The following is a 24,775-nucleotide window of genomic DNA, read 5'->3' on the forward strand; positions in this document are numbered from 1 at the left end:
AGATTGCAGGCCGGCGCGCGATTACAGGTATTCCCAGATTTCATCGAACGTTTCGCGCGCAAAATCGTTGCGCCACGCTTCCGAATTCTTTTCGCGGCTGACGGCAAACACGGCGCGCCACGCCTGCTTCGGCGAAGTGGTGTACGTCGCGGCGATTTTTTGCAGGCCGGCCACGCATTGTTCCACCTTGCAACCGCTCTTCGCCAGTTGCTGTGCCGCCGGCGCCCACGCAACGGGCACCTTGACGACCTGGCATTCAAAGCTGACGACAGCCGTCTGCATGCCGTTTTCCACCGTCACGGGGTCGGCCTTGGTGGCCTGGCACACGGCGCCGTTCTTGGCGGCGATGACGTTCGCGGCCAGCAGTTCGGCCGCTGGCGTCACCGTTGCGCGCATGCTGGCAGGGAACAGGTCGGCGATCAGCTTGCCGGTTTCCTTCGGGAATTGCGCGGTGGTCTCTTGCAGCGCGCTCAATGACGCATACTCGGCCGACTGCTGGCCCGCCAGGCGCGTAGGGCGCAAATAGGCGTTGAGCTTGGCGACGCTTGCCGCATCCTGGTTGATGATGGTCTGGATGTACAGATTGGCGACGGCCACCGGCGCCAGTTCCGTTGTGGCGGCTTCGGCTGCCATGGTAGGCTGCGCCAGCGCAGCGGCGGCAAGGGTGGCGGCCAGTAACCGGGCGGCCGGGAATGGTTTCGTTTGTTGCATATATTTTCTCCACGATGCGATGTCAGGCGCCAGAAATGCTTTAAGGCAACTCTGGCGCTGCGCATTGTATATGGTGAAAGTCATAACGTTGCGCACTTTAGGCATCAGCCTTGTCTGCCGCCGCGATCAAGGCCAGCAGCAGCTCCTTGCGGCGGCCATCCGCCTTGCGCGCCAGGGCCGCCAGCTTTTCCGGCTTGCCCCAGATGGCGTACAGCACATGCTCCGCCAGATAGCCTTCCAGCTCCTGCAGCTGCTGGTACAGGCAAGCCAGCTTTTCCACGTCCTCGAACTGCGCCTGCACCTTGAGCTTCACGTCATCCGTGCACGCGCGCAGGCACGCCACCAGTACGGGAATGCTTTCCAAGGTGACGCCATGCCGTGCCACGAAAGCCGCAGTGTAGGCATCCTGCACCGACTGGTGTTCCTCATCCACCTGTGCCATGTAGTCTTGCACCAGCGGGAAATGGCGGCTGTCCAGCAAGCCCAGGCCGAACACGGCATAGCTGCCAGGCATGCAATTCTTTTCGCCTTCCGTATCGGCATAAAATTCATACTGCTGCATGGCCGCGCGCGCATAGTCTTGCAGTTGCGCATGCAGGGCGGGGTAGGCGAGGGCGTTGGCAAAGAAGCGGTGCGTATCGGATTTCGCCAAGCCTTTGATGGGCAGGTACTGCTTGTCCTTCGATTTGAGCTTGATCTGGTAGCTTTTCGGGAAACCGGCGCGCAGCAAATGCGTGATGAAGGCCAGCGCCTGCGCATACGCCTCTTCCCCTTCCTGGACAATGCTGATGGTAATCGTGGCGAACACATCGTTGGCGCGGCATGCCAGCAGCGTATTGTCGAGATGGATTTCCTCCTCCTTGAACGTGCCGCTGCCTTCCGCCAGCATGCGCACGGCCCGCTCGCTGCCCAGTTCACGGGCGATTTCCAGGAACTTCAGGCCTTTCGATTTGGCATAGCTGGCATCATGGCGCAAGATCATCACGGCCCCATACAGCAGCAGGTCGATCGACTGCCGCGCTTGCCGGTCAGGCGCGGCGCCCGCCTTCAAGGTGTACTCCGTGGCCCGGTAGGCGGACAGGGCGCGGTCGTAAAATTGTGGCAGGAAAACGTTTTCCGCCCATTGCGTGATGGCGCGGATGATGTGGTGGCGGTGTTCGTCCAGCGTCTCCGGCCGGGTCTTGTTCAATGCCTGGATGCGTTCGTATTGCGCGATGGCCCATGCCACGTCGAGCTGCGGGAACAAGTGCCCGTCGAGCAGGTGGCGGGCCAGGAAAAAGGTTTCCAGCGCTTGCGTCGGCTCGCTGCCGCGCGTGAGCCGTTGCTCGACGTAGGCATGGATGCGCGCCAGCAAGTCCTGGCGCTTGGCCTCGTTCACATACTCCAGCACGGGCAGGTGCAGCTTGCCCTGCGCCGTCTGAAACTTGCCGCGGCAGCTGAAGCGGTAATCGATCATGGGCGTGTCGACCAGCGGCGCCAGGCGGGCTTGCACGACGGCCGCGAGCTGCGGCACGACCAGTTCGCGCATCTGCGCATCGTCAAGCCGGGCCGACGTTGTTGGTCGCACATGGTCAATGTCCAGGTCCAGGTCGATGTCATCGGCCGTGGCGCGGCCCGGTTTGTAGTCGAGCAGGAAGTCATTGAAGATACCCACTTGCAAGGAGGTGCGGTCGACGGACTGCCGCAGGTCTGCGCGCTGCAGCCGTTCATCGAACCAGGCGTGGATGGCCGCGCTCATTTCCGCCGTTATCTGTTCCTGCAGTGTACTCATCGTCTGTTGCCTCTCCATTCATATTGCGTTTGAGTCATTCTTGCGCGGCAGTATAAAACATGGCGCCGTCCGGTGCCGCGCACAACGCTGCCGAGGTGCCAGCGCTGATCGTGATCTTTCGCATAATGTTGCATGACAGGCCGCGCTGCGGCGTGTTCGCCTGTGCTTTTGCATTTCCGCACAGATCATCAAGTAAATGCAGGTATGGCTGGACGGAAATGTTACATCTGGGTATTCTGCGCATCTGATACTTATTTCTATACAGAAAAAAGTAAGAATATGGCTGCGATCGGCGTGAAGAAGCGGATGGTAGCCAGGCACCATCGGACAGGGAAACTGTGCTGTCATCTAAAAAAGTAAGAGAGGTTGTTCATGGATCAAGAAAAGGCAGTTGTGTACGGTACAGAAGATTTGTTGATGAGTTTGTGTAACTCGGTAGTGCGGGTGCTCAATGTGGCAACGCAGAGCAAGGTCAATTATTCGGGCATGGTGCAGCGCATTACCAAGACCGGTCTGAAGCCGGACATCGGCTGCTTCGTGATGTTCGATGGTGGTTTCACGGGCCTGGTGGTGCTCAATTTCGCCGCCGACACGGCCATGGAAATCTACGAGCGCTACATGTTGCACATGGGGATGCCGAAGTCGGAACTGGCCAGCTTCTACACATCGGATGAAGTGTCGAACATCATGGGCGAGCTGATGAACCAGATCGTGGGCGACTTCACTGGCAAGGTGCGGCGCGAACTGCAGACGAATATCACGCAGAACCAGCCGAAGATGCTGGTGCTGAACAAGCAGGTGATGCTCAGCGTCGATACGCCGCTGGACCGTCCGGAAATGCGCCGCGTAACGTTCTACACGGAAAAGAACAATATTTTCTACCTGGAGCTGGCAATCGACCGCACGGAATTCATCAAGCTGCATGACTTCGATTCCAAGGAGTACGATACGGATGCGCTGATGGCCACCGAGCACGCCAGCCAGGCCGCCGCCCCGGCGCCAGCCGCGCCGGACGAGGACGACAATTCCGACCTGCTCAAGTCGCTGGGCATGTAAGTTTCAGCTTGCTGGCGGTCACGCCATCCTGATCCCGGCTGTGCCGGCCCCAGCGGCCCGCACGGCCGTTTTTCCTCTTACGGCGTCGCGGCGGGCGCCGCCGGCAGCGACGTCAATTTCTCCAGCCGCCGTTCACCCGCCATGCCGGGCAGCTGCGCATCGTCGAGCGACCAATAATTGAGCGAATACAGGGTGTTGCCATCGGCGATGGTCAGCGATTCTTTCTGGCGTCCGCTGGGTGCCTTGTAATACAGGTGCCGTGCCGGCTTGCCATCGACCGTCTGCTTGAACGCTTGCGGTGCAATCTGCACGCGGTCGCCCGTCTTGCCTTCCATCGACATCACGCTGATCATCAGGTAAGCCCGGTCCGGGCAGCGTGCCAGCAAGTGGCCGCCGTTCAGGACGGCGGGCCGCTCGCGCGCCATTGGAAATCCCATCGGCTGCACGCCAATGATATCCGTGCAGCCGACTTGCTGCGCCATGCGGGTCAGCGGGGCCAGGTCGGCCGCGCTGGAAAAGCGGTTTTCGCTGACTTGCGCCTGGGCCAGAGCCCAGCGGCGCTCCAGCTCCGCCAGCGAGATATCGCCGGACACGGCTAGCGGCGCTGGCGCGTCCGGATTGCCCGCCTTCGACGCTTCCTCCTGCATCTGCGCCTCGGCGGCGCGCATGCGCTCGACCTGTTTGGTGAGCAGCGGCTCGGCCGCCTGGGCCAGGCTGGTGAGGCTGGCGGCGATGGCCAGTGTCCACATGTGTTTTGTCAGCATATAACCTCAGGGATGGTGAGCGCCACGGCGCTCGGGTAGCGATACGATGCCATGCATTCTGACATCGAATACGCCATCTGCGCGCACTGCAAGAACGCAAGCGCCGCTGCCCGCATGGGGCCGCCGACACGCCAGCCCGCGTGATTAGCGGCCGGCCACTGCCGGCGCAATCTCGATGGCGCTCAGTTTCCAGCCCCACACGCCATGGCGCTGCAGGATCAGCGCGCCTTCCTGCGTGCCATCTTTCGAGCGCACGGCGAATCTGTCCCCGGCGGTGTAGCCGGCCGAGTAATCGGCTTTTTTCTGCGTGCTCCCGGCGCCCGTGCCGTCGCCGTCGTCCGCGCCCGCTGGCGGGCTGACGGCGCTCTTGTTGACCAGCGCGACGACGCCGGCGGGCGAGACCATGGCATCGACCATCTTGCCCATCATGGCGCCCGCAATGGCCTGGCCCATGGCGGCAAACGGATTGTCGCCGGCGGAGGCGGCCTGCATGCTGCCTGCCATGGCCGCTTCCAGCTGGGTCTTGACGCTATTGCGCAGGGCGGGGAAGTCCACGTGGCTGGCCAGGGCGTCGGCGTTGCGTTCCGCCACGGCGGTTTTAATCTGATGCAAGGCGTAGTACGGCGAAGCGTAGGCGGTAGCCAGGATGGCTACGGCGGCCGCGGCGGCGGCGAGAGTAATTTTTTTCAAGTGATGCCTGTCAGTAGAAGGGGGGGGGATGCGCTGGCCGCAGCGTAGCCGCTAAATGGAAATTCAGCAATAATATTTTCTTGCCATCATCTGCCTCTTGTATTTTTCCATTCCCGCTCCAGATGCGCTTGTCGGACCACTATAGAGTGGATGGGGGTGGGTGCTGTATAATGGGAGAAAAGTACCTAACTAGCTGTTTTAACTGAATAAAGACTTAATATCACATGCTTTCAACCGCAAATATTACGATGCAGTTTGGCGCCAAGCCATTGTTTGAGAATATCTCCGTCAAGTTCGGCGACGGCAACCGCTATGGTTTGATCGGCGCGAACGGCTGCGGCAAGTCGACGTTCATGAAGATCCTCGGCGGCGACCTGGACCCGTCGGGCGGCAATGTCATGCTCGATACCAACGAGCGCCTGGGCAAGCTGCGCCAGGACCAGTTTGCGTTTGAAGACATGCGCGTGCTTGACGTCGTCATGATGGGCCACACGGAAATGTGGGCCGCCATCCAGCAGCGCGACGCGATCTACGCGAACCCGGAAGCGACGGACGACGACTACATGCAGGCGGCCGAACTGGAAGGCAAGGTATCCGAGTACGACGGCTACACGGCCGAATCGCGCGCCGGCGAACTGCTGCTGGGCGCCGGTGTCGCCATCGACCTGCATCAAGGTCCGATGAGCAATGTCTCGCCAGGCTGGAAGCTGCGCGTGCTGCTGGCGCAGGCGCTGTTCTCGAATCCGGACATCCTGCTGCTCGACGAGCCGACGAATAACCTGGACATCAACACGATCCGCTGGCTGGAAGACGTGCTCAACGAGCGCAACTCCACCATGATCATCATTTCCCATGATCGCCACTTTCTGAACCAGGTCTGCACCCACGTGGCCGACATGGACTACGGCACCCTGAAGATTTATCCAGGCAACTACGACGAATACATGTTCGCCTCGACCCAGGCGCGCAACCAGCAGCTGGCCAATAACGCGAAAGCGAAAGACAAGGTCGCCGAGCTGCAGGAATTCGTGCGCCGCTTCGCCGCCAACAAGTCCAAGGCCCGCCAGGCCACGTCGCGCGCCAAGCAGATCGAAAAGATCAAGGTCGACGACATCAAGCCATCGTCGCGCGCCTATCCGTTCGTGCGTTTTGACGGTGAAAAGAAACTGCACCGCCTGGCCGTGGAAGTCGAGAACATCTCGAAAGGTTTTGACCGCCAGCTGTTCAAGAACTTCAGCATCCTGGTGGAAGCGGGCGAACGCATCGCCATCATCGGCGCCAACGGCGCCGGCAAGACCACCATGCTGCGCTGCATCGCGGGCGATATCGCCGGCCTGCAGCCGGACCAGGGCCGCGTGAAGTGGGCGGAAAACGCCAACGTGGGCTATATGCCGCAAGACCCGACGGAAGACTTCGCCAAGGACACCAACCTGACCGACTGGATCGGCCAGTGGACGAAAGAGGGCGACGACGACCAGGCCGTGCGTTCCATCCTGGGCCGCTTGCTGTTCGGCGGCGACGATGTGAAAAAGGCCGTCAAGGTGCTGTCCGGTGGTGAAAAGGGCCGCATGATGTACGGCAAGCTGATGCTGGGCCGCCACAACGTGCTGATGCTCGATGAGCCGACCAACCACATGGACATGGAATCGATCGAATCGCTGAACATCGCGCTGGAAAAATATGCGGGCACCCTGATCTTCGTGTCGCATGACCGCGAATTCGTCTCGTCGCTGGCCAACCGCATCATCGAGATCAAGGAAGATGAAGTGGTCGATTACCGCGGCAACTACGAAGACTACTTGAAGAGCCAGGGTATCGATTAATTTGTGTGCTCGCGTTGCGTCGGATGACGCGCTGTGCGCTAATCCGACCTACGTGAGGGTGAGTTGCCCGGGTTGGTCGCGTAGGTCGGATTAGCGGTGCCGCCGAGGCGGAGCGTAATCCGACAATGCCGGCCAGTGAGGCCACCCGGCACCACACGGACGCGCCGCGGTCCTTTCGTTCCGGCGCAGCAGCTTCATTGCGATAGTGCCGGTCTATCCCGTTTTTGTTTGACACAGCCATGCAAACTTTAGCCATCAAATCCGTCGAGTATGAACACCCGCAAGACGGAGCCAGCTGCACTGCCCACGCCTGGGCACGCACGCCAGCGACGCCTTCCCCGGCTGAAAAAGCCGACCTCACCGCGCGCATCAAGCGCCTGCTGATCGAGCGCGAAGCCGTGCTCGTTGCCCACTATTACGTTGATGCTGACCTGCAAGACCTGGCGGAAGCCACGGGCGGCTGCGTCTCCGACTCCCTGGAAATGGCCCGCTTCGGACGCGACCACCCGGCCAAGACCCTGGTCGTGGCCGGCGTGCGCTTCATGGGAGAAACGGCAAAGATCCTCAGCCCCGAAAAAACCGTCCTGATGCCCGACCTCGACGCGACCTGTTCGCTCGACCTCGGTTGCCCGGCCGATGAATTCACGGCCTTCTGCGATGCCCACCCGGACCGCACGGTGGTGGTGTACGCCAACACCAGCGCGGCCGTGAAGGCGCGCGCGGACTGGATGGTGACGTCCTCCATCGGCCTCGACATCGTGGCCCACCTGCATGCGCAGGGCAAGAAAATCCTGTGGGCGCCGGACAAGCACCTGGGCGGCTATATTCAAAAGGAAACGGGCGCCGACATGCTGCTGTGGCAGGGTTCCTGCCTCGTGCATGACGAATTCAAGGGCATCGAACTCGACCTGCTCAAGGAAGAATATCCGCAAGCCAAGGTGCTCGTGCATCCTGAATCGCCCGCCAACGTGGTGGCGCTGGCCGACATGGTCGGTTCGACGTCGCAAATGATCGCGGCAGCGCAAACCATGGACACGGACACGTTTATTGTCGCCACCGACAACGGCATCCTGCACAAGATGCGCGCGGCCGCGCCGGGCAAGCGTTTCATCGAGGCGCCCACGGCCGGCAACAGCGCCACCTGCAAGAGCTGTGCGCATTGCCCGTGGATGGCCATGAATGGCTTGCTGAATCTGGCGCAGACGCTGGAAAACATGCACAACGAAATCCATGTCGATCCTGCCGTGGGCCAGCTGGCCGTGCGCTCGATCAACCGCATGCTCGACTTCGCCGCCGCGAAAAAAGCCGGTGTGCAGCCGGGCGCCGATCTGGCAAAAGAAACTAAATTGTTCCAAGGAATCGGTCCAGCATGAGTACCCTCGTTAATTCTTTCGCTCCCTTCGACCCGGCCCTGGCGCGCGCGTTCGAGGGCAACTTGCTGGCCGCCTTGCTGGAAGACGTGGGCCAGTGCGACCTGACGGGCGAACTGGTGCCGCCAGACCATATCGTCACGGCGCGGGTCGTCGTGCGCGAAGCGGCAGTGCTGTGCGGCGCGCCCTGGTTCGAAGGCATCATGAAAAGCCTGGACCGCAGCATCGACATCGCTTGGCATTACGCCGAAGGCGACATGATGACGGCCGACAGCGTCGTGTGCACGATCGAGGCCCCCGCGCGCGCCTTGCTGACGGCCGAGCGCAGCGCCCTCAATTTCCTGCAGCTGCTGTCGGCCGTGGCCACGGCCACGCGCCAGTACGTGGACGTGGTGGCCGGCACCAAGGCATCCATCCTCGACACGCGCAAGACCTTGCCTGGCCTGCGCCTGGCGCAGAAGTATGCGGTGCGGGTGGGCGGCGGCAAGAACCAGCGCCTGGCCCTGTACGATGGCATCCTGATCAAGGAAAACCATATCGCGGCCGCAGGCGGCGTCAGCCAGGCCCTGGAGAACGCGCGCAACCTCGACGCGGGCGTGCCCGTGCAGATCGAGGTGGAAACCCTGGCGCAATTGCAGGAAGCGCTGGACGCGGGCGCCGTATCCGTGCTGCTGGATAACTTCAGCAACGACATGATGCGGGCCGCCGTGCAGCTGACGGCGGGACGCGCCTTGCTGGAAGCGTCGGGCGGCATCAACTTCGATACCGTGCGCGCCATCGCCGAAACGGGCGTGGACCGCATTTCCATCGGCAGCCTGACCAAGGACGTGCGGGCCACCGATTACTCCTTGCGCATCGTCGGCTGATGAGCAGAGCGGGGCGGCGACGGCTGGCCCTGGCGCTGCTGGTGCCCGCACTGGCCGCGCCCCTGCTGGCGCAAGCGCGCGAGCTGCTGGCCGTCGGCGCGCAGTTCGAGCGCGTGTTCGAATACCAGGACAACGGTGAATATGGCGGCCTGGGCGCGGAACTGCTGCGCCTGATGGCGGCGCGCACGGGCAATACCGTGCGTTTCCGCATGGTGCCGTGGGCGCGCGCGCAAGCCATGCTGGTGCAGGGCCAGGCCGATATCCTGATCGGCCCCTACAAATCGCCCGAGCGCATCGCCAGCATGGCGTTTTCCGAGAAGCCGTTTTACCAGGACCAGATGGCGCTCTATACGCGCCAGGATGCCAGTTTCGGCTGGGATGGCGATTACAGCGTGCTGAAAAACCGCCGCGTCGTGCTGCTCAACGGCTGGGCCTACGGTTCCGACTGGGAAAGAGTGCGGCCCGGCCTGCAGGTCAGCGTGGCCAACAACGTGGAAAACGGACTGAAGATGCTGGTGCACAACCACGTCGATGTGTTCGTCAGCAACCGCCGCAATACGGACCCCGTCATCGCCCGCCTGGGCTATGCGCGCCAGGTCAAGCCGCTGCCCAGGGTCGTCGACGTGCAGAACGGCTATTTCGCCTTTCCCCGCTCACCCGCCTTCGACAGGCTGCGCTTGCAGTTTGACCAGGAATTCAATGCCTTGATCGACAGCGGCGAACTGAAGAAACTGGGCAGGCGCTTCGACGTCACGCTGCCCTGACCGTCAGGCCGCAGCCAGGCGGCCCTTATCTCCTCTGCAGTTGACGCGCCTCAAGCGTCCGGCATGGCCCGGTTATACCCTGATGACAGGCAGTGGCGCATTGCCCGCACGGCCGGGGGACTTTCAGACACTGCTCCAGACACTGCTTATTACGCAGAAGGGGAAACGCCATGAAAACGCACAGCGCCAGCGCCATTGCCTGCGCCTGTCTTGCCACCGTGCTGGCCGCCGCACTGTTTGCCTGCGGCGGCCACCATCACCACAAGCCCCCCGTGCAAAGCGCCTACGCGGCGACCAGCCTGGTATCGGACACGGCAGCACTGCCGGCCGCGCATACGGACCCCAACCTCGTCAATGCCTGGGGCGTGGCGTTCAACCCGCGCGGCTTCGTCTGGGTGGTCGCCAACGGCACGGCGAAATCCACCTTGTACGATGGTAACGGCGTGCCGCAATCCCTGGTGGTCAGCACGCCGGCGGGGCCGACCGGCATCGTGTTCAACGGCACCCAGGATTTCAAGCTGAGCCAGAATGGCGTGACGGCGCCCAGCCCGTTCATTTTCGCCAGCGAAAGCGGCAGCATTGCCGCCTGGTCGCCCACGGTCAGCCCCGTCACGGCCCTCGTCGTGTACGACGGCAGCGCCGGCGGCAGCGTCTACAAGGGCCTGGCGATTTCCGCCTATGCGGGCGCCAACTACCTGTACGCGACGGATTTTCATAACGGGCGCGTCGACGTCTTCGACGCCAATTTCGCCAAGGTCAGCCTGCCCGGCGCGTTCAGCGATCCCAGCCTGCCGGCCGGCTATGCGCCATTCGGCATCCAGGCGATCGGCGAACGCATCTATGTGGCCTACGCCATGCGCGAAGCCAGCGGCGACGATGAACAGGCTGGCGCCGGACTGGGTATCGTCAATGTATACGACAGCGGCGGCACCTTGCACAAGCGCCTGGTGACGGGCGGGGCCTTGAATGCGCCCTGGGGCATGGCGCTGGCGCCGGCCGATTTCGGCACGGCCAGCAATCTGCTCTTGATAGGAAATTTTGGCGATGGCAGGATCAATGCCTATGACACTTCCACGGGCGCCACGGGCGGGCCGCTGCAGAAGGCCGATGGCACGCCATTGATGATCGATGGCCTGTGGGGCATCGCCTTTGGCAATGGATTGAACAGCCAACCCGCCAATACGCTGTTCTATGCGGCCGGGCCGGATGACGAGGCGCACGGCCAGTACGGGCGCATCGACCTGAAGTAAGAGGCAGGTGGTCGAGGGGGCCGTGCAGCCAGTGCACATGGCAGGGCGGCACGGGCAGGTGCGTTTGGCACGGCAGGTGCGTTTTTCTGCGGCTGGCACGGCGGGCAGGCCGCCGCCGGCTTGCCCGCTGTGCCCAAGGGGCAGAGCCTACAGCTGGCGTGCCTCGAAGGTATTGCACTGTGAAATCTGGCCGCTCTCGATGCCCTTGCTGAACCAGCGCACGCGCTGCTCCGAGGTGCCGTGGGTAAACGAGTCGGGTACGACATGGCCTTGCGCCTGGCGCTGCAGCGCGTCGTCCCCGATGGCCGTGGCCGCTTTCAGCGCCGCTTCCACGTCGCCTTGTTCCAGGATCTTGCGGTCCTGGTTTGCATGGAAGGCCCACACGCCGGCGAAGCAGTCGGCCTGCAATTCCAGGCGCACGGACATGGCGTTGGCTTGGCGTTCCGACTGCGTGCGGCGGGCGTTGTCCACCTTTTCAGACAGGCCCAGCAGGTTTTGCACATGGTGGCCCACTTCATGGGCGATCACGTAGGCTTCGGCAAATTCGCCCGAGACCTTGAAGCGCTGCTGCATCAAATTAAAGAAATCGAGGTCCAGGTAGACTTTCTGGTCGCCGGGGCAATAGAAGGGGCCGCTGGCGCTCTGGCCCGTGCCGCACGCCGTCGGCGTGCTGCCCGAGTACAGCACGAGTTTCGGTTTGACATAGCTGCCGCCTTCGGCCTTGAACAGGGCGCTCCACGTGTCTTCCGTATCGGCCAGCACGGTTTTCACGAAGCGGGCCATGTCGTCCGATGCGGGCGGCTGGCGCGCCGGCGACTGGCTTTGCTGGGTGCTGACCTGTCCACCGCCACCACCGCTGAGCAGGTTGAGCAAGGTCAGGGGATTGACGCCCAGCACATAGGACCCCACCAGGGCGATGACGATGGTGCCGATGCCGATCGAGCGCCCGCCAAAGCCAAAGCCGCCGCCCCCGCCACCACCGCCGCTTTCGCCACGGCGGTCTTCCACATTGTCGCTTTCGCGGTTGCCATCCCATTTCATGATATTTACTCCTGCTGCAATGATTTTTATTGATGCCGCACAAGACGCAGCGGCTGTTTTTTGTAACTACATGTCGTGATTATCTCAGCAAACGTGCTTGCGCAGCGTCTTGTTGCAGGGCTTTTTTCAGGAACGGCGCCGTGCGGCTGGCGCGCTTTTTCGCCACCTGGGCGGGCGTGCCGCTGGCCACGATGGCGCCGCCGTCGGCGCCCGCGCCGGGACCGATATCGATGACCCAGTCGCTGGCGGCGAGCACGCGCATGTCGTGCTCGACAGTGATGACGGTGTTGCCGCCAGCGACCAGGGTATCGAGCTGGGCGACGAGCCTGTCGATGTCGGCCGGGTGCAGGCCCGTGGTGGGCTCGTCGAGGATGTACAGGGTGTCGCCCCGCTGGGGGCGCTGCAATTCGCTGGCCAGCTTGACCCGCTGCGCCTCGCCGCCCGACAGCTCCGTGGCCGACTGGCCCAGCCGCAGATAGCCCAGGCCCACCTCGGCCAGCACGCACAGGGGGCGCTCCAGCGCCGCCTCGCCCGCGAAGAAGGCCAGTGCGCCATCGACCGTCAGTTGCAGCACTTGCGCGATATTTTTGCCCCGGTATTCGACGGTCAAGGTGTCCGCGTTATAGCGCGTGCCGTGGCACGCGGGGCAGGGCGTGTAGACGCTGGGCAAGAACAGCAGTTCCACCATGACTTGCCCTTCGCCTTCGCAGGTGGCGCAGCGCCCCTTGCTGACGTTGAAGGAAAAGCGTCCCGCGTCGAAATGCCGGCGCTGCGCGCCCGGCGTGGCGGCAAACAGTTTGCGCACATGGTCGAACAAGCCCGTGTAGGTCGCCAGGTTGGAGCGGGGCGTGCGGCCGATGGCTTTCTGGTCTACCGTCACCAGGCGGCGAATGGCGTCCAGGCCCCCCGTGATGCGCCCGCCCGTGGGCATGGCGGCCGGCGCCAGCGGCGACGCCTCTTCGTCGCCCGCCGGCACGCCTTGTCCCAGGGCGGCCGCCACCAGTTCCACCAGCGCCTGGCTGACGAGGGTGGACTTGCCCGAGCCGGAGACCCCCGAGACGCTGCACAGCACGCCCAGGGGAAAGCGCGCGTCCAGCCCCCGCAGGTTGTTGCGCGTCACGCCCGCCACTTCCAGCCAGCCGCTGGGGGTGCGCTGCGCGCGCTGCGTGAGTTGCGAAGGCGCGTCTTGCCGGAACAGGTAGCGCCGCGTCTGCGAAGCGGCCACGTCGCGCAAGCCGGCTGGCGCGCCGCTGTAGAGGATCTGTCCGCCATGTTCGCCCGCATGCGGGCCCACGTCGACGATCCAGTCCGCCCTGGCGATGACGTCCAGGTCATGCTCGACGACAAACAGGGAATTGCCGGATGCCTTCAGGCGCGCCAGCGCCCGCAGCAGCGCTTGCGTATCGGCCGGGTGCAGGCCGGCCGACGGCTCGTCGAGCACGTAGACGACGCCGAACAGGTTCGAGCGCACCTGCGTGGCCAGGCGCAGGCGCTGCAATTCACCGGGCGACAAAGTGGGCGTGCCGCGGTCCAGGCTCAGGTAGCCCAGACCCAGGTCCAGCAGCACGTCCAGGCGGCCGGCCAGGTCGTGCGCGATGCGCTGCGCAACGATGGCCTTTTCCGGGTGTCGCTTGCCGTCGCGCACCTTGGCCGTGCCGGCGGCATAGGGCGCCATCAGCTCCGCCAGCGCGGCCAGGCTCAGGTGCGACATGTCCGCGATATCGAGGCCGGCAAAGCGCACCGACAGCGATTCCTGCCGCAGGCGCTTGCCGTGGCACAGGGGGCAATCGGCTCCCAGCATGTAGCGCGCCACGCGCTTTTTCATTTGCGCGCTGGGACTGTTGGCGAAGGTTTGCAGCACGTATTTGCGCGCGCCCGTAAACGTGCCCATGTAGCTGGGCGGCAGCTTGGCCTTGAGCGCGGCGCGGGTTTCCTTTGGCGTCAGGCCCGCATACACGGGCACCACCGGCTGTTCGTCGGTAAACAGGATCCAGTCGCGCACCTGCCGCGGCAGCTCGCGCCACGGCGTATCGACGTCATGGCCCAGGGTGGTGAGGATGTCGCGCAGGTTCTGGCCATGCCAGGCCGTCGGCCAGGCGGCGACGGCCCGCTCGCGGATGGTCAAGCTGTCGTCGGGCACCATCGAGCGTTCCGTGACGGCATACACGCGGCCCAGGCCATGGCAATCGGGGCAGGCGCCTTCGGCCGTATTGGGCGAGAACGATTCCGCGTACAGCAGCGCCTGGCCGGCGGGATAGTCGCCCGCGCGCGAATACAGCATGCGCAGCAGGTTCGAAACGGTGGTGACGCTGCCGACCGACGAGCGCGTGGTGGCCGCGCCGCGCTGCTGCTGCAAGGCGACGGCGGGCGGCAAGCCATCGATGCTGTCCACCTCGGGCACGGCCATCTGGTGGAACAGGCGGCGCGCGTAGGGCGAGACGGACTCCAGGTAGCGCCGCTGCGCTTCCGCGTACAGGGTGCCGAATGCCAGCGAGGACTTGCCCGAGCCGGACACGCCCGTGAAGACCACCAGCCTGTCGCGCGGGATGTCCACGTCCACGTTCCTGAGGTTGTGCTCGCGCGCGCCGCGCACGCTGACGTGGCCGGCCAGGGGCGCGGCGGAAGATCGTTGTCGGGGCATGAAAGGGCCTCATCGCTGTAAAAGACCAGTCTGGCGCATGCGCGGCGGCGCTTCCGTTCCCCCACGCACAGAAGCGCATTGTAGAAGAGAAAGAAAACATTATAAAATCCGCCATCTCCCACGGAAGCACGCCATGACCGACCTTCTTCGCTCCATGCCCACGACCATCGTCCAGGCCCAGCTTGACGCCTATAACGCCCACGATGTGCCTGCGCTGCTGGCCATCTACGCGGATGACGCGCAGCAATTCCAGCACCCGGACACCTTGCTGGCCACGGGCAGCGCGCAGATCGGTCCCCGTTTCATGGCCCGTTTCGCCGCCAGCCGGCCACGGGCGCAGTTGCTCAACCGTATCGCTTGCGGCAAACTGGTGATCGACCATGAAATCGTCCATGGCGAGACGGACGATGGCGTTTCGGCGCAGGAACTGGTGGCGACGTATGAAGTGGAGCAGGGTCGCATCCGCCGCGCCTGGTTCAGCTTTGGCGCGCTGACGTCCCTGCGCGTGGCGCTGCCGTCCGACGTGCCGGCCATGAATGCGCTGATCGCCCGTTCCGGCGTGCAGCTGAGCGCGGGTTTTTATACGCCTGAGCAGGCCGAGGCCGTCACCCGCCACGTGTTCGGCGTCGATACGCAGCTGGTGGAAGACCGGACGTATTTCGTCATCGAACGCGACGGCGCCATGCTGGCCTGCGGCGGCTGGAGCCGCCGCGCCACCCTGTATGGCGCCGACCGGGCCAAGAGCGGGCCGGACCCGCTGCTCGATCCCGCCAGCCAGGCGGGACGCATCCGCGCCTTCTTTGTCGAGCCGGCCGCCGCGCGCCAGGGGCTGGGCAGCATGCTGATGCGCCATTGCGAGCGCCAGGCGCGCGCGGCCGGTTTCAGCACCCTGGAGCTGGCTGCCACCTTGCCCGGCGTGCCCCTCTACCTGGCCAGCGGCTTTGTCGTCACGCAAGAGTTTCATCTCGACTTGCCAGATGATATCAAACTGCCGCTGGCGCGCATGCACAAGCGCCTGTAGCGCGCGTGCTGGCCAAAACGGCGCTTACCAGGGCAGCGGCGCCTTTTCTCCGTTGGCGCGTTCGCCGTAGTACAGCGAGGGCAGGAAGCGCGACAGATAGGTAAATTCGCTGTAGCAATGGCGCAGCAAGTTCAGGCCCAGCACGTCGGGCACGTCGCGCCCGGGGTCGGCGCTGTTGCGCCCCAGCAGGAAGCGGCTGCGCAGCACGCAGCCGGTGGGCGTGTCGCGCGCCAGGTGCAGCATTTCGCCATCGAGCGGATCGCCCTGCGCGTCGAGCGCCACGTGCTCGCCAAAGCCGATGCGCGCGCAGATGGCCGCCGACAGGGCGCCGCTGTCCTGCGCGTGGCGCAACTGCGTCGAATCAAACACGTCTTTCGGATCATGGAACTTCAGCTTGGCTTTCACGGGCGCGATGTCGCCCAGCGATTCCACCGCTTCGATCGAGGCGCCATGATAATTTTCTCCCTTCCGCCAGTGCCTGTCCCAGCCGTGGTGCGCCACGTGGTCGTGCGGATGCCACCATTTGATGTGCTGCGTCGTCTCGAAAAACGTGAACCACCAGTCCAGCATGCGGCCGCTGCATCCATGCAGTTCCGTGCGCGCCGCCACCAGCAGGCAGCCGTCGGCCAAGCGCGTGATGCCCGTTTCCAGGTGCAGCGGAAACGGGTCGAGCAAGTCGCCCGTGCGGGCAATGCTCCAGGGATGGTCATGCGGGATGGGGTCTGCCATGTCGTTCTCCTTTGTTTAGGTGGAACAATTATATATTAAAGAAACGCATTGCGTTTCCTAATTATTTTTCAGTGTAGAATCGCCCATCGAGATTAGCTGGAGCAGGCATGCGGCAAGCGGAGAGCAAGACCATGCGGGGACGGGGCCGTCCCGCCCACCCGCCGGAGGAAGCGCGCGAGGCGGCCGTGCAGGCGGCCACCTGGCTGCTGCTGCACGAAGGGTATGCGGCCACGACCATGGAAGCCGTGGCGCGCCATGCGGGCATGGCGAAGAAGTCGCTGTATCAATACGCGGCCAACCGCGAGGAGCTGGTCGCGCTGGTGGTGCGCGGCTGGACGGATGCCTTCCTGCCGGCCATGGCGCACGATGCGGCCGCGCCCGGCGACGTGCCGCTCTTGCTGAAAGAGATCTTGCAGGCGATGGCGGCGCGCGTGCTGACGGCGGACGCCGTGGGGCTGTTCCGCCTGCTGTGCACGGACTTTCCCGCGCGCGCCGACTTGCTGGCCGTGTACCAGCGCAATGGCATCGAGCGGGGCACGGCCCTGCTGGCCGAGTGGCTGCAGCGCCAGGCCGCGCATGGCCACGTCGCGGTGGAGAACGCGCAGGAAGTGGCCGGCTTGCTGCTGGCGATGGTGATCGCCGAGCCGCTGCGGCAGATGGCGCTGGGTTTGCTGGCGCCCGTGCCGGGCTGGGACGCGGCGCCGCGCATCGACGCCGCGCTGCGCCTGTTGCAGGGGCGCGCGTTCAGCGCGGCTGGTGCTTCAGGGCCTCGCGCCGGCTGAGGGGAGAGAGCTGCCGGCCGTGCCGCGTGACGAACGCCATCACGGCTGCGGGCGCATGGCGCGCGTAGTCGCGCAGGGCCCAGCCGATGGCCTTGCGGATGAAAAACTCGTCTTCGTGGGCCAGCGCCAGGGCCGCGTCGAACAGCCACGCGGCATCCGTGGCGCCGCGCCAGCCCAGCTGGTGCAGCAGCGCGATGCGGCGCAGCCAGAAGTCCTCATGGCGCAAGGCGGCGTCCATGTGCGCATGGCCATCGCCGCCGCGCCGCCGTTCCGCCTGCAGCACGTCGCCGACGATGGCCGCCACGCCGTCGACGCTGTCCCACCAGGCCCGCTGGCGCGCCAGCGCCAGCAGCGCGGGGATGTGTGCCTTGCCCAGTTGGCGCCGGTGCAGGGCCAGCATGTCCAGCGCCACATGCTGGTATTCGCGCTCGGGCAGTTGCCATAGCTGCTGCGCATGTTCCAGCAGTTCCCCGGCACTGATGCCCTTCAAGCCCGCCAGCAGGTCCCTGGCGGCCAGCCGCCGCTGTGGCGCCGCCACGCCCAGGAACACGAACTGGCCGCGCATATAGGCCTGCATGGGCGCCGCGCGGCCAGGGTCGGCGGCCGCTTCCAGCGCGGTCTTCAGTGCTGCGTGAAATTCCATCGATTGGCCCATCGCATCCCGTTAAGTTTCAGGCGTAAAAAAAGCGCCCCGAAGAGCGCTCTTGTCCAGCCATCCAAACGGTTGATAGAAGCGTAGCGAGCGGCAGCGATTTGTGGCCGAGACGCGCAACCGTACGAAAGTACGGGGCCGCCGAGGCGGTGAGCATCACAGGCCGCAAAGCGCGACGCGCAGCAGCTTATATCAGGCGTTTTTACTGGATTTTGGCTTTTTTCATCAGTTCATCGCGGTAAGCAGCCAGTTTCTTCTGCTGCAGCGACTCGGCCACCTGGCCCTTGACTTCTTCCAGTGCCGGCAGCTTCGTCGGACGGGTTTCTTCCAGTTTGATCACGTGATAGCCGAATTGCGATTGCACGGGCGTTTGCGTGATCTGGCCTGGCTTCAGGGCCACCATGGCGTCGGAGAATGGCTTCACGTACGACGCTGGGCTAGCCCAGTCCAGGTCGCCGCCATTGGCAGCGGAACCGTCTTTCGATACTTTGGCCAGCTCTTCGAACTTGGCGCCGCCTTTCAGCTTGGCGATGATGTCTTTCGCTTCGGCTTCGGTGGCCACCAGGATGTGGCGTGCATGGTATTCCTTGTCGCCGGCTTGCGCCTTGAACTTGTCGTACTCGGCCTTGATTTCCGCGTCCTTGACAGGGTTCTTCTTGACGTAGTCGGCCAGCAGGGCATTGATGATGATGCTCTGACGGGCATTGTCGATCTGCGACTTGACTTCCGGACGCGTGCCGTAGCCTTGCTTGTCGGCTTCCTGGATCAGCACTTCGCGGCCGATCAGGTCTTTCTTGATGGCTTCGCGCAGTTGCGGCGAATCAGCTTGCTTGCCCTGGGCGACGACTTGCTTGACGACCTGGTCGACGCGCGACGATGGGATGGCCTTGCCATTCACGGTGGCGACGTTTTGCGCGAACGCAGGGATGGCAACGACGGCTACCAAGGCTAAGATCAGGCGGGCTGGCTTCAAAATCATGTTCATTCCTAATAGATATACAAAAGATCGCGCCTGGCGGGCAGTGCGCATTCAGGCGCAGAATACACGACCGGCGCCGAAAAGGGCGCCGGGCAGGTCAGTTCTTATTGAACTTTCGCTTTTTTGATCATTTCTTCTTGATACGCTTGCAGTTTCTTTTGCTGCAGCGCTTCGGCGATCTGTGGCTTGACTTCTTCCAGGGTCGGCAGTTTTGCCGCGCGGGTGTCGTCCAGCTTGATCACGTGGAAACCGTTAGGCGTTTGCACGGGAGTGTCCGTGACCTGGCCTTTTTGCAGTTTCACGAAGGCGTCCGAGAACACTTTCGGGAAGGACGATGGTGCTGCCCAGTCCAGGTCGCCGCCATTGTCGGCCGAGCCCGCATCTTTCGATTGCTTGGCCAGGTCTTCGAACTTGGCGCCGCCTTTCAGCTTGGCGATGATGTCTTTCGCTTCGGCTTCGGTAGCCACCAGGATGTGGCGGACGTGGTATTCCTTGTCGCCCGACTGTGCCACGAAGCGGTCGTATTCCGCCTTGATTTCAGCGTCGGTGACGGGGTTCTTTTTCAGGTAGTCGCCGACCAGGGCATTGATGACGATGGCCTGGCGCGCGTTCTCGATCTGCTGCTTGACGGCTGCATCTTTACCGAAACCTTTGTTTTCCGCTTCTTGCATCAGCACTTCACGGCCGATCAGGTCCTTCTTGATCATTTCGCGCAGTTGCGGCGAATCCGGTTGCTGGCCTTGGGCGACGACTTGCTTGACGACTGCATCAACGCGCGACGATGGGATAGGCTTGCCATTAACAACAGCAACATTTTGCGCAAAAACAGGTACCGCGACAACGGCGAGTAGTGCGATCAGCAAGCGGGCTGGCTTAAAAGTCATTATTAAATCCTGTTAGGGAAAGTTTCGTAAAAAACGCATGGAAAAAATGCATGTCATGACGTTAGTTGCGGCGTACCCAAGTGGTCCGGGTACGCCAAAAACGCCATCCTTACACTACTTCGGACGGCGCCAAGGCAACGATCGCCAATGCATGTATCTCATTATGCATCATATCGTGCACGGAATCATACACCAGACGATGGCGCATGACGAGTCTGAGGCCTTCAAATTGGCTAGAAATAATGCGCAGATTGTAGTGGCCTCCACCCGAGGCGGCGCCCGCGTGGCCCCGGTGGCGAGCCGAGTCGTCTTCCAGCACGCATTCCACTGGGGAAAGTGCGGTTTCCAGGCGCGCACGAATGCGCTCCATGCGCGTTGTCGGCGCAGCGTTATTGTCGGTATGCATCATGCGTCTTCCTTGATATGTTTGGCCAGAAACAGCGTCTGCGCCACGATGAAGGCAAAGAAGATGCCCGTCGCGCCAAAGGCCTTGAAACTGACCCAGGCCGCCATGTCGCCCTTGAACAGCACGAAGGCGACAAACAGGTTCAGTGCGCCGATGGCGCCGAAGAAGATGATCCATGCGGCCAGCAGCTGGTTCCATACGGCATCGGGCAATTGCACTTGCGCTTCCATGGTCTTGCGGATCAGGTTTTTCTTGAAGCCCACATAGGCGATCAGCAGGGCCAGGCCGGACAGCCAGTAGATCAGGGTCGGCTTCCATTTCAGGAAGAAATCGTCATGCAGGTAGATGCTGGCGCCGCCGAACACGACGAAGATGAACAGCGACAGCCACAGCATGCCGTCCACCTTGCGCCCGCGCAGCAGCAGATAGCTGACCTGGCAAGCCGTGGCGACGATGCCGACCAGGGTGGCGAGTATCCACGGCGCCTGGTCGGCCTTGATCAGGCCGCCAGACACGAAGCCGGACAGGTATTGCTGCACGAAATCGTGCGTGGCCGCTTCATACATGCCGCCCAGTTTAAATGCGGCAAAGAAGGCGATCAGGGGGAAGAGGTCGAATAGAAATTTCATGGCGAGACTTTACATGGGTCTTGTTAAATTCATCTTAGGAATGGCTTAGGAGCAAGGTGCTCGCGGGCCACGCCCGTGTCTCATGGCTGCGGATCGAAGCGCAGCGATGCCGAATTGATGCAATAGCGCAGGCCGGTGGGCGGCGGGCCGTCCGGGAAGACGTGGCCCAGGTGGGCGTCGCAGACGGCGCAGACGATCTCCGTGCGCACCATGCCGTGGCTGCGATCGGTGATTTCCGTCACGTTGGCCGGGTCCAGTGCCTGGAAATAGCTGGGCCAGCCGCAGCCGGAATCGAACTTCGTATCCGAGGCGAACAGGGGCGTGTTGCAGCAGACGCAGGTGTAGATGCCGTGTTCATGGTGGTCCCAGAACTTGCCCGTGAAGGCCCGTTCCGTGGCGGCGTGGCGCGTCACTTCGTATTGCATGGAATCGAGCATGGCGCGCCATTCGGCGTCGGTTTTCTTGACTTTATTCGTGGTCATAATGACTCCTCAGGATGAGCAACTGACTTCAAGGTGGCTGGCCCAGTCGGGCGGCAGGGCCGCATAGTGCTGGTGTTCGGGCTGTTCGTCAAATGGCTTTTGCAATATTTCCAGCAATGTCGCCACTTCCGTGTAGTCCTGCTGCTGGGCTTTCTCGATGGCCACCTGCGCCAGGTAGTTGCGCAGCACGTATTTCGGGTTGACCCTGTTCATGGCCGCCTGGCGTTCCCCGTCGACGCTGTTTTCCAGCAGCAGGCGCGCGCGGTAAGTGCCGGCCCAGGCGTCGAACGCGGGACGGTCGATGAACATGTCGCGCAGCGCCGTGTCGAATGCTGGCGCGGCCACCTGCAGGGTCGACAGGGCGCGGAAGAAGTTGGTGAAATCCACGTGATTGGCTTGCATCAGCGCAAACATGCTGTCGAACAGGGCCGTGTCGTCGTCCTGGCTCGTCTGCAGGCCCAGCTTGGCGCGCAGCAAGGCGTTCATCTTCGCGGCAAACGCGGGCTGGTAGCTGTCCAGCGCCGCCTGCGCCAGCGCTACTTCGCCGATCAGCGGCAGCAGGGCCTGGCCCAGCGCGTAGCAGTTCCAGTGGCCCACCTGCGGCTGGTTGCCATAGGAATAGCGGCCCTGCTGGTCCGTGTGGTTGCAGATGTGCTGCGCATCGAACGCTTCCATGAAGCCGAAGGGGCCGTAGTCGATGGTCAGGCCGAGGATGGACATATTGTCCGTGTTCATGACGCCATGCATGAAACCGACGGCTTGCCACTGCGCCATCAGCTCGGCCGTGCGCACGCATACTTCCGCCAGCAAGCCCTGATATGGATTTGATGCGGCGCGCAAATGCGGATAAAAGCCATCGATGACGTAGTCGGCGAGGATTTTCAGCTCGTCCGGCTTCTTGCGGTAAAACCAGTGCTCGAAGGAGCCGAAACGCACGAAACTGGGGGCCATGCGCGTGACGACGGCCGCCGTTTCCACCGTTTCGCGCATGATGCCTTGCTGCGAGCCCATGATGGCCAGCGCGCGCGAGGTGGGAATGCCCAGCGCCGCCATGGCTTCGGAGCAGAGGAATTCTCGGATGGACGAGCGCAGCACGGCGCGGCCATCGCCCATGCGCGAATACGGCGTGGCGCCGGCGCCTTTCAATTGCAGTTCCATGGGGCCATGCTGCGTGGCGATATCGCCCAGCAAGATGGCGCGGCCATCGCCCAGCTGGCCGGCCCAGACGCCGAACTGGTGGCCCGAATACACGGCCGACAGAGGCTGCGAGCGTTGCGCCACGCTATTGCCGCTCAGCAGCTCCACATAATCGGGCTGGGCCAAGTGCGCGGGATCGATGCCGATCAATGCCGCGGCCGTGGCGCTGGCGGCAATGAAATACGGAGCGGGCAGGGGCGTGGGCATCAGGCGCGTGTAGAACGCGGGCGGCAAGGCCGCAAATGCATTGTCCAGTGGTAAGGTATGAGCGGTAATGGCTATTCCAGTCTAAGAGATGCGCCGGCAGGAAAGGGAAGATCCGCGCCAGCCAAAACACGATTTTACCGCACGGCGCCAGGGCGTGCGCCGGACCGCCGGAAGGCGGCCATGGCGGGGGCTGGCGGGCTGCAAAACGGAATCAAAAATTCCATGTTGCAGCGCAATATCGAAATGCGTTGACGATTTCCGCACGACCGTACGAAACTAGTTCATCTTAGTTAAAACTCAAGAAAGAGACGGGCTATTCCCGGCCACGTTCCATTCGCTTACCAGGAGACACGATGCCGGCATTTCCCATGAGTCCAGTGATGGGCCAGATGATGAACCAGCCCCTGCTGATTTCCAGCATTCTCGAGTTTGCAGCGCGTCATTATGGCAGCGGCGAAATCGTCTCGCGGCGCGTGGAAGGCGATCTGCACCGCTATACCTACCGCGATTGCCACCAGCGCACGCGGCGCCTGGCCAATGCCCTGCACGGCCTCGGCATCGGCATGGGCGACCGCGTCGCCACGCTGGCCTGGAACGGTTATCGCCACCTGGAAGCGTATTACGCCGTGTCCGGCTCGGGTGCCGTCTTGCACACCATCAATCCGCGCCTGTTCCCCGAGCAGATCGCCTACATCTCCAACCATGCGCAAGACCAGGTGCTGCTGTTCGACCTGACGTTCCTGCCCGTGGTGGAAAAGATCGCCGCCGACTGCACCTTTGTGCGCCACTTCGTGCTGATGTGCGACCGCGACCGCATGCCGGCCAGCAGCACGATTCCCGACCTGCTGTGCTATGAAGACCTGATCGCCACGCATTCGGACGACTACGCCTGGCCCGTCTTCGATGAAAACTCGGCCGCCGCCCTGTGCTATACCTCCGGCACGACGGGCAACCCGAAGGGCGCCCTGTATTCGCACCGCTCGACCGTGCTGCACGCCTACGCTTCGGCCATGCCCAGCGCCCTGAACGTGCGCGCCACCGACACGGTCCTGCCCGTCGTGCCCATGTTCCACGTCAACGCCTGGGGCTTGCCGTATTCCGTGCTGCTGTCGGGGGCGCGCATGGTGTTTCCCGGCGCGGCGCTCGATGGCAAGTCGCTGTACGAGCTGTTTGAATCGGAAAAGGTGACGTTTTCGGCCGGCGTGCCCACCGTCTGGCTGGGCCTGCTGAATTATGCCTTGCAGAATGACCTGAAATTTTCCACCTTCCGCCGCACCGTGATCGGCGGCGCGGCCTGTCCGCCCGCCATGATGGATACCCTGATCGACAAGTTCGACGTGGAAGTCATCCATGGCTGGGGCATGACGGAAATGTCGCCGCTGGGCACCACGGGCGGCTTGCAGACCAAGCACCTGGCCATGGACAAGGCCGCGCAGCGCGACATCCTGCACAAGCAGGGCCATGCGATCTACGGCGTGGACATGAAGATCGTCGATGACGATGGCAAGGAATTGCCGTGGGATGGCGTCGCCTACGGCCACCTGCTGGTGAAGGGGCCGTGGATCATTTCCTCGTATTACAGGAACGAGGGGGGCGAAGCGCTGCAGGATGGCTGGTTCCCCACGGGCGACGTGGCGACGATCGACGAGGATGGCTACATGCAGATCACGGACCGCAGCAAGGACGTGATCAAGTCGGGCGGCGAGTGGATCGGCACCATCGACCTGGAAAACCTGGCCATGGCCCACCCGGCCGTGCTGCAGGCCGCCTGCATCGGCGTATTCCACCCGAAATGGGATGAGCGCCCCGTGCTGGTGGTGGTGCTGCGCCCCGGCATGGATGTCACGCGCGAAGCGCTGTTGCAGTTTTTTGAAGGCAAGATCGCCAAGTGGTGGACGCCCGACGACGTGCTCTTCATCGACGCCTTGCCCATGGGGGCGACGGGCAAGATCCAGAAGAACAAGCTGCGCGACCAGTTCAAGGGGCACAAGCTGCCGGGGATCTGACGCATCAGCAAGCCCAGGCGTGATTGACCCGGGGGCGAGGGCCGGGGGAGGACC

The 24,775-nt window shown here is 63.2% G+C and carries 23 protein-coding genes; 9 read left to right on the top strand and 14 right to left on the bottom strand.

Features of this window, described 5'->3' with window-relative positions; genetic code table 11:
- Positions 1-21 precede the first annotated feature (21 nt).
- Together ACZ92H_RS15110 and ACZ92H_RS15115 are read right to left on the bottom strand one after the other, a co-directional pair.
- Positions 22-711 carry a hypothetical protein gene (locus ACZ92H_RS15110; protein WP_465049987.1) on the bottom strand — a complete coding sequence of 230 codons (690 nt, stop codon included), beginning with the start codon at positions 709-711 and terminating at the stop codon, positions 22-24.
- Between the two features lie 97 nt (positions 712-808).
- Positions 809-2,482, bottom strand: coding sequence for a DUF6138 family protein (locus ACZ92H_RS15115; RefSeq protein ID WP_465049988.1), 1,674 nt, complete (start codon positions 2,480-2,482; stop codon positions 809-811).
- Between the two features lie 372 nt (positions 2,483-2,854).
- Here ACZ92H_RS15115 and ACZ92H_RS15120 point away from each other — a divergent pair, with 372 nt between their 5' ends.
- Positions 2,855-3,538, top strand: a complete 684-nt coding sequence (locus tag ACZ92H_RS15120; RefSeq protein ID WP_131369085.1) for a DUF3334 family protein — start codon at positions 2,855-2,857, stop codon at positions 3,536-3,538.
- 77 nt (positions 3,539-3,615) lie between these two features.
- On the opposite strand, the gene ACZ92H_RS15125 is transcribed toward ACZ92H_RS15120, so the two are convergent.
- Both ACZ92H_RS15125 and ACZ92H_RS15130 read right to left on the bottom strand, forming a co-directional pair.
- Complete coding sequence (locus ACZ92H_RS15125; protein WP_465049989.1) at positions 3,616-4,302, bottom strand: hypothetical protein; 687 nt, start codon at positions 4,300-4,302, stop codon at positions 3,616-3,618.
- Between the two features lie 144 nt (positions 4,303-4,446).
- The gene (locus ACZ92H_RS15130; protein ID WP_465049990.1) at positions 4,447-4,992 is read right to left on the bottom strand and encodes a DUF2939 domain-containing protein; all 546 of its coding nucleotides are present in this window, start codon (positions 4,990-4,992) and stop codon (positions 4,447-4,449) included.
- A 224-nt stretch (positions 4,993-5,216) separates the two neighbouring features.
- Between ACZ92H_RS15130 and ACZ92H_RS15135 the strand changes: the two genes are divergently transcribed.
- The 5 genes from ACZ92H_RS15135 (at position 5,217) to ACZ92H_RS15155 (ending at position 11,065) form a co-directional block, all read left to right on the top strand.
- A complete protein-coding gene (locus ACZ92H_RS15135; RefSeq protein WP_152255603.1) occupies positions 5,217-6,815 on the top strand; it encodes an ABC-F family ATPase in 1,599 nt (532 codons plus the stop codon).
- Positions 6,816-7,054: 239 nt separating this feature from the next.
- Entirely contained in the window at positions 7,055-8,188 is a 1,134-nt protein-coding gene (gene nadA / locus ACZ92H_RS15140; protein WP_465049991.1) for a quinolinate synthase NadA, read from the top strand.
- Positions 8,185-9,051, top strand: coding sequence for a carboxylating nicotinate-nucleotide diphosphorylase (nadC, locus tag ACZ92H_RS15145; protein ID WP_131369095.1), 867 nt, complete (start codon positions 8,185-8,187; stop codon positions 9,049-9,051). The genes nadA and nadC overlap by 4 nt, the downstream gene beginning before the upstream one ends.
- On the top strand, positions 9,051-9,815 hold the full coding sequence (locus ACZ92H_RS15150; RefSeq protein ID WP_131369097.1) for a substrate-binding periplasmic protein: 765 nt from the start codon (positions 9,051-9,053) through the stop codon (positions 9,813-9,815). Before nadC ends, ACZ92H_RS15150 begins: the two co-directional genes overlap by 1 nt.
- A 170-nt stretch (positions 9,816-9,985) precedes the next feature.
- Complete coding sequence (locus ACZ92H_RS15155; RefSeq protein WP_465049992.1) at positions 9,986-11,065, top strand: TIGR03118 family protein; 1,080 nt, start codon at positions 9,986-9,988, stop codon at positions 11,063-11,065.
- Between the two features lie 147 nt (positions 11,066-11,212).
- On the opposite strand, the gene ypfJ is transcribed toward ACZ92H_RS15155, so the two are convergent.
- Together ypfJ and ACZ92H_RS15165 are read right to left on the bottom strand one after the other, a co-directional pair.
- Complete coding sequence (gene ypfJ / locus ACZ92H_RS15160) at positions 11,213-12,106, bottom strand: KPN_02809 family neutral zinc metallopeptidase (RefSeq protein WP_465049994.1); 894 nt, start codon at positions 12,104-12,106, stop codon at positions 11,213-11,215.
- Positions 12,107-12,185: 79 nt separating this feature from the next.
- Positions 12,186-14,747 carry an excinuclease ABC subunit UvrA gene (locus ACZ92H_RS15165; protein WP_465049995.1) on the bottom strand — a complete coding sequence of 854 codons (2,562 nt, stop codon included), beginning with the start codon at positions 14,745-14,747 and terminating at the stop codon, positions 12,186-12,188.
- A gap of 133 nt (positions 14,748-14,880) precedes the next feature.
- Between ACZ92H_RS15165 and ACZ92H_RS15170 the strand changes: the two genes are divergently transcribed.
- Complete coding sequence (locus ACZ92H_RS15170) at positions 14,881-15,768, top strand: GNAT family N-acetyltransferase (protein ID WP_465049996.1); 888 nt, start codon at positions 14,881-14,883, stop codon at positions 15,766-15,768.
- Between the two features lie 24 nt (positions 15,769-15,792).
- On the opposite strand, the gene ACZ92H_RS15175 is transcribed toward ACZ92H_RS15170, so the two are convergent.
- Positions 15,793-16,497: a DAPG hydrolase family protein gene (locus tag ACZ92H_RS15175; protein WP_465049997.1), complete on the bottom strand. Its 705-nt coding sequence runs from the start codon at positions 16,495-16,497 to the stop codon at positions 15,793-15,795.
- A gap of 107 nt (positions 16,498-16,604) precedes the next feature.
- Here ACZ92H_RS15175 and ACZ92H_RS15180 point away from each other — a divergent pair, with 107 nt between their 5' ends.
- The gene (locus tag ACZ92H_RS15180; RefSeq protein ID WP_465049998.1) at positions 16,605-17,279 is read left to right on the top strand and encodes a TetR/AcrR family transcriptional regulator; all 675 of its coding nucleotides are present in this window, start codon (positions 16,605-16,607) and stop codon (positions 17,277-17,279) included.
- On the opposite strand, the gene ACZ92H_RS15185 is transcribed toward ACZ92H_RS15180, so the two are convergent.
- The 7 genes from ACZ92H_RS15185 to ACZ92H_RS15215 form a co-directional block, all read right to left on the bottom strand.
- Positions 17,242-17,922: a DNA alkylation repair protein gene (locus tag ACZ92H_RS15185; protein ID WP_465049999.1), complete on the bottom strand. Its 681-nt coding sequence runs from the start codon at positions 17,920-17,922 to the stop codon at positions 17,242-17,244. The two genes, ACZ92H_RS15180 and ACZ92H_RS15185, sit on opposite strands and share 38 nt — an antisense overlap.
- Before the next feature lie 211 nt (positions 17,923-18,133).
- A complete protein-coding gene (locus tag ACZ92H_RS15190) occupies positions 18,134-18,910 on the bottom strand; it encodes a peptidylprolyl isomerase (RefSeq protein ID WP_131369113.1) in 777 nt (258 codons plus the stop codon).
- A 104-nt stretch (positions 18,911-19,014) separates the two neighbouring features.
- Positions 19,015-19,794 carry a peptidylprolyl isomerase gene (locus ACZ92H_RS15195; RefSeq protein ID WP_131369115.1) on the bottom strand — a complete coding sequence of 260 codons (780 nt, stop codon included), beginning with the start codon at positions 19,792-19,794 and terminating at the stop codon, positions 19,015-19,017.
- Positions 19,795-19,903: 109 nt separating this feature from the next.
- Positions 19,904-20,203, bottom strand: coding sequence for a BolA family protein (locus ACZ92H_RS15200; protein ID WP_465050000.1), 300 nt, complete (start codon positions 20,201-20,203; stop codon positions 19,904-19,906).
- Positions 20,200-20,829: a septation protein A gene (locus tag ACZ92H_RS15205; protein ID WP_131369118.1), complete on the bottom strand. Its 630-nt coding sequence runs from the start codon at positions 20,827-20,829 to the stop codon at positions 20,200-20,202. The genes ACZ92H_RS15200 and ACZ92H_RS15205 overlap by 4 nt, the downstream gene beginning before the upstream one ends.
- 80 nt (positions 20,830-20,909) lie before the next feature.
- The gene (gene msrB / locus ACZ92H_RS15210; protein ID WP_070311881.1) at positions 20,910-21,311 is read right to left on the bottom strand and encodes a peptide-methionine (R)-S-oxide reductase MsrB; all 402 of its coding nucleotides are present in this window, start codon (positions 21,309-21,311) and stop codon (positions 20,910-20,912) included.
- A gap of 9 nt (positions 21,312-21,320) precedes the next feature.
- The gene (locus ACZ92H_RS15215; protein WP_465050065.1) at positions 21,321-22,790 is read right to left on the bottom strand and encodes a protein adenylyltransferase SelO; all 1,470 of its coding nucleotides are present in this window, start codon (positions 22,788-22,790) and stop codon (positions 21,321-21,323) included.
- A gap of 278 nt (positions 22,791-23,068) precedes the next feature.
- On the opposite strand from ACZ92H_RS15215, the gene ACZ92H_RS15220 reads away from it, so the two are divergent.
- Positions 23,069-24,721 carry a 3-(methylthio)propionyl-CoA ligase gene (locus ACZ92H_RS15220; RefSeq protein WP_465050001.1) on the top strand — a complete coding sequence of 551 codons (1,653 nt, stop codon included), beginning with the start codon at positions 23,069-23,071 and terminating at the stop codon, positions 24,719-24,721.
- Positions 24,722-24,775: the final 54 nt, after the last annotated feature.

It is taken from the genome of Janthinobacterium foliorum, from assembly GCF_978021625.1.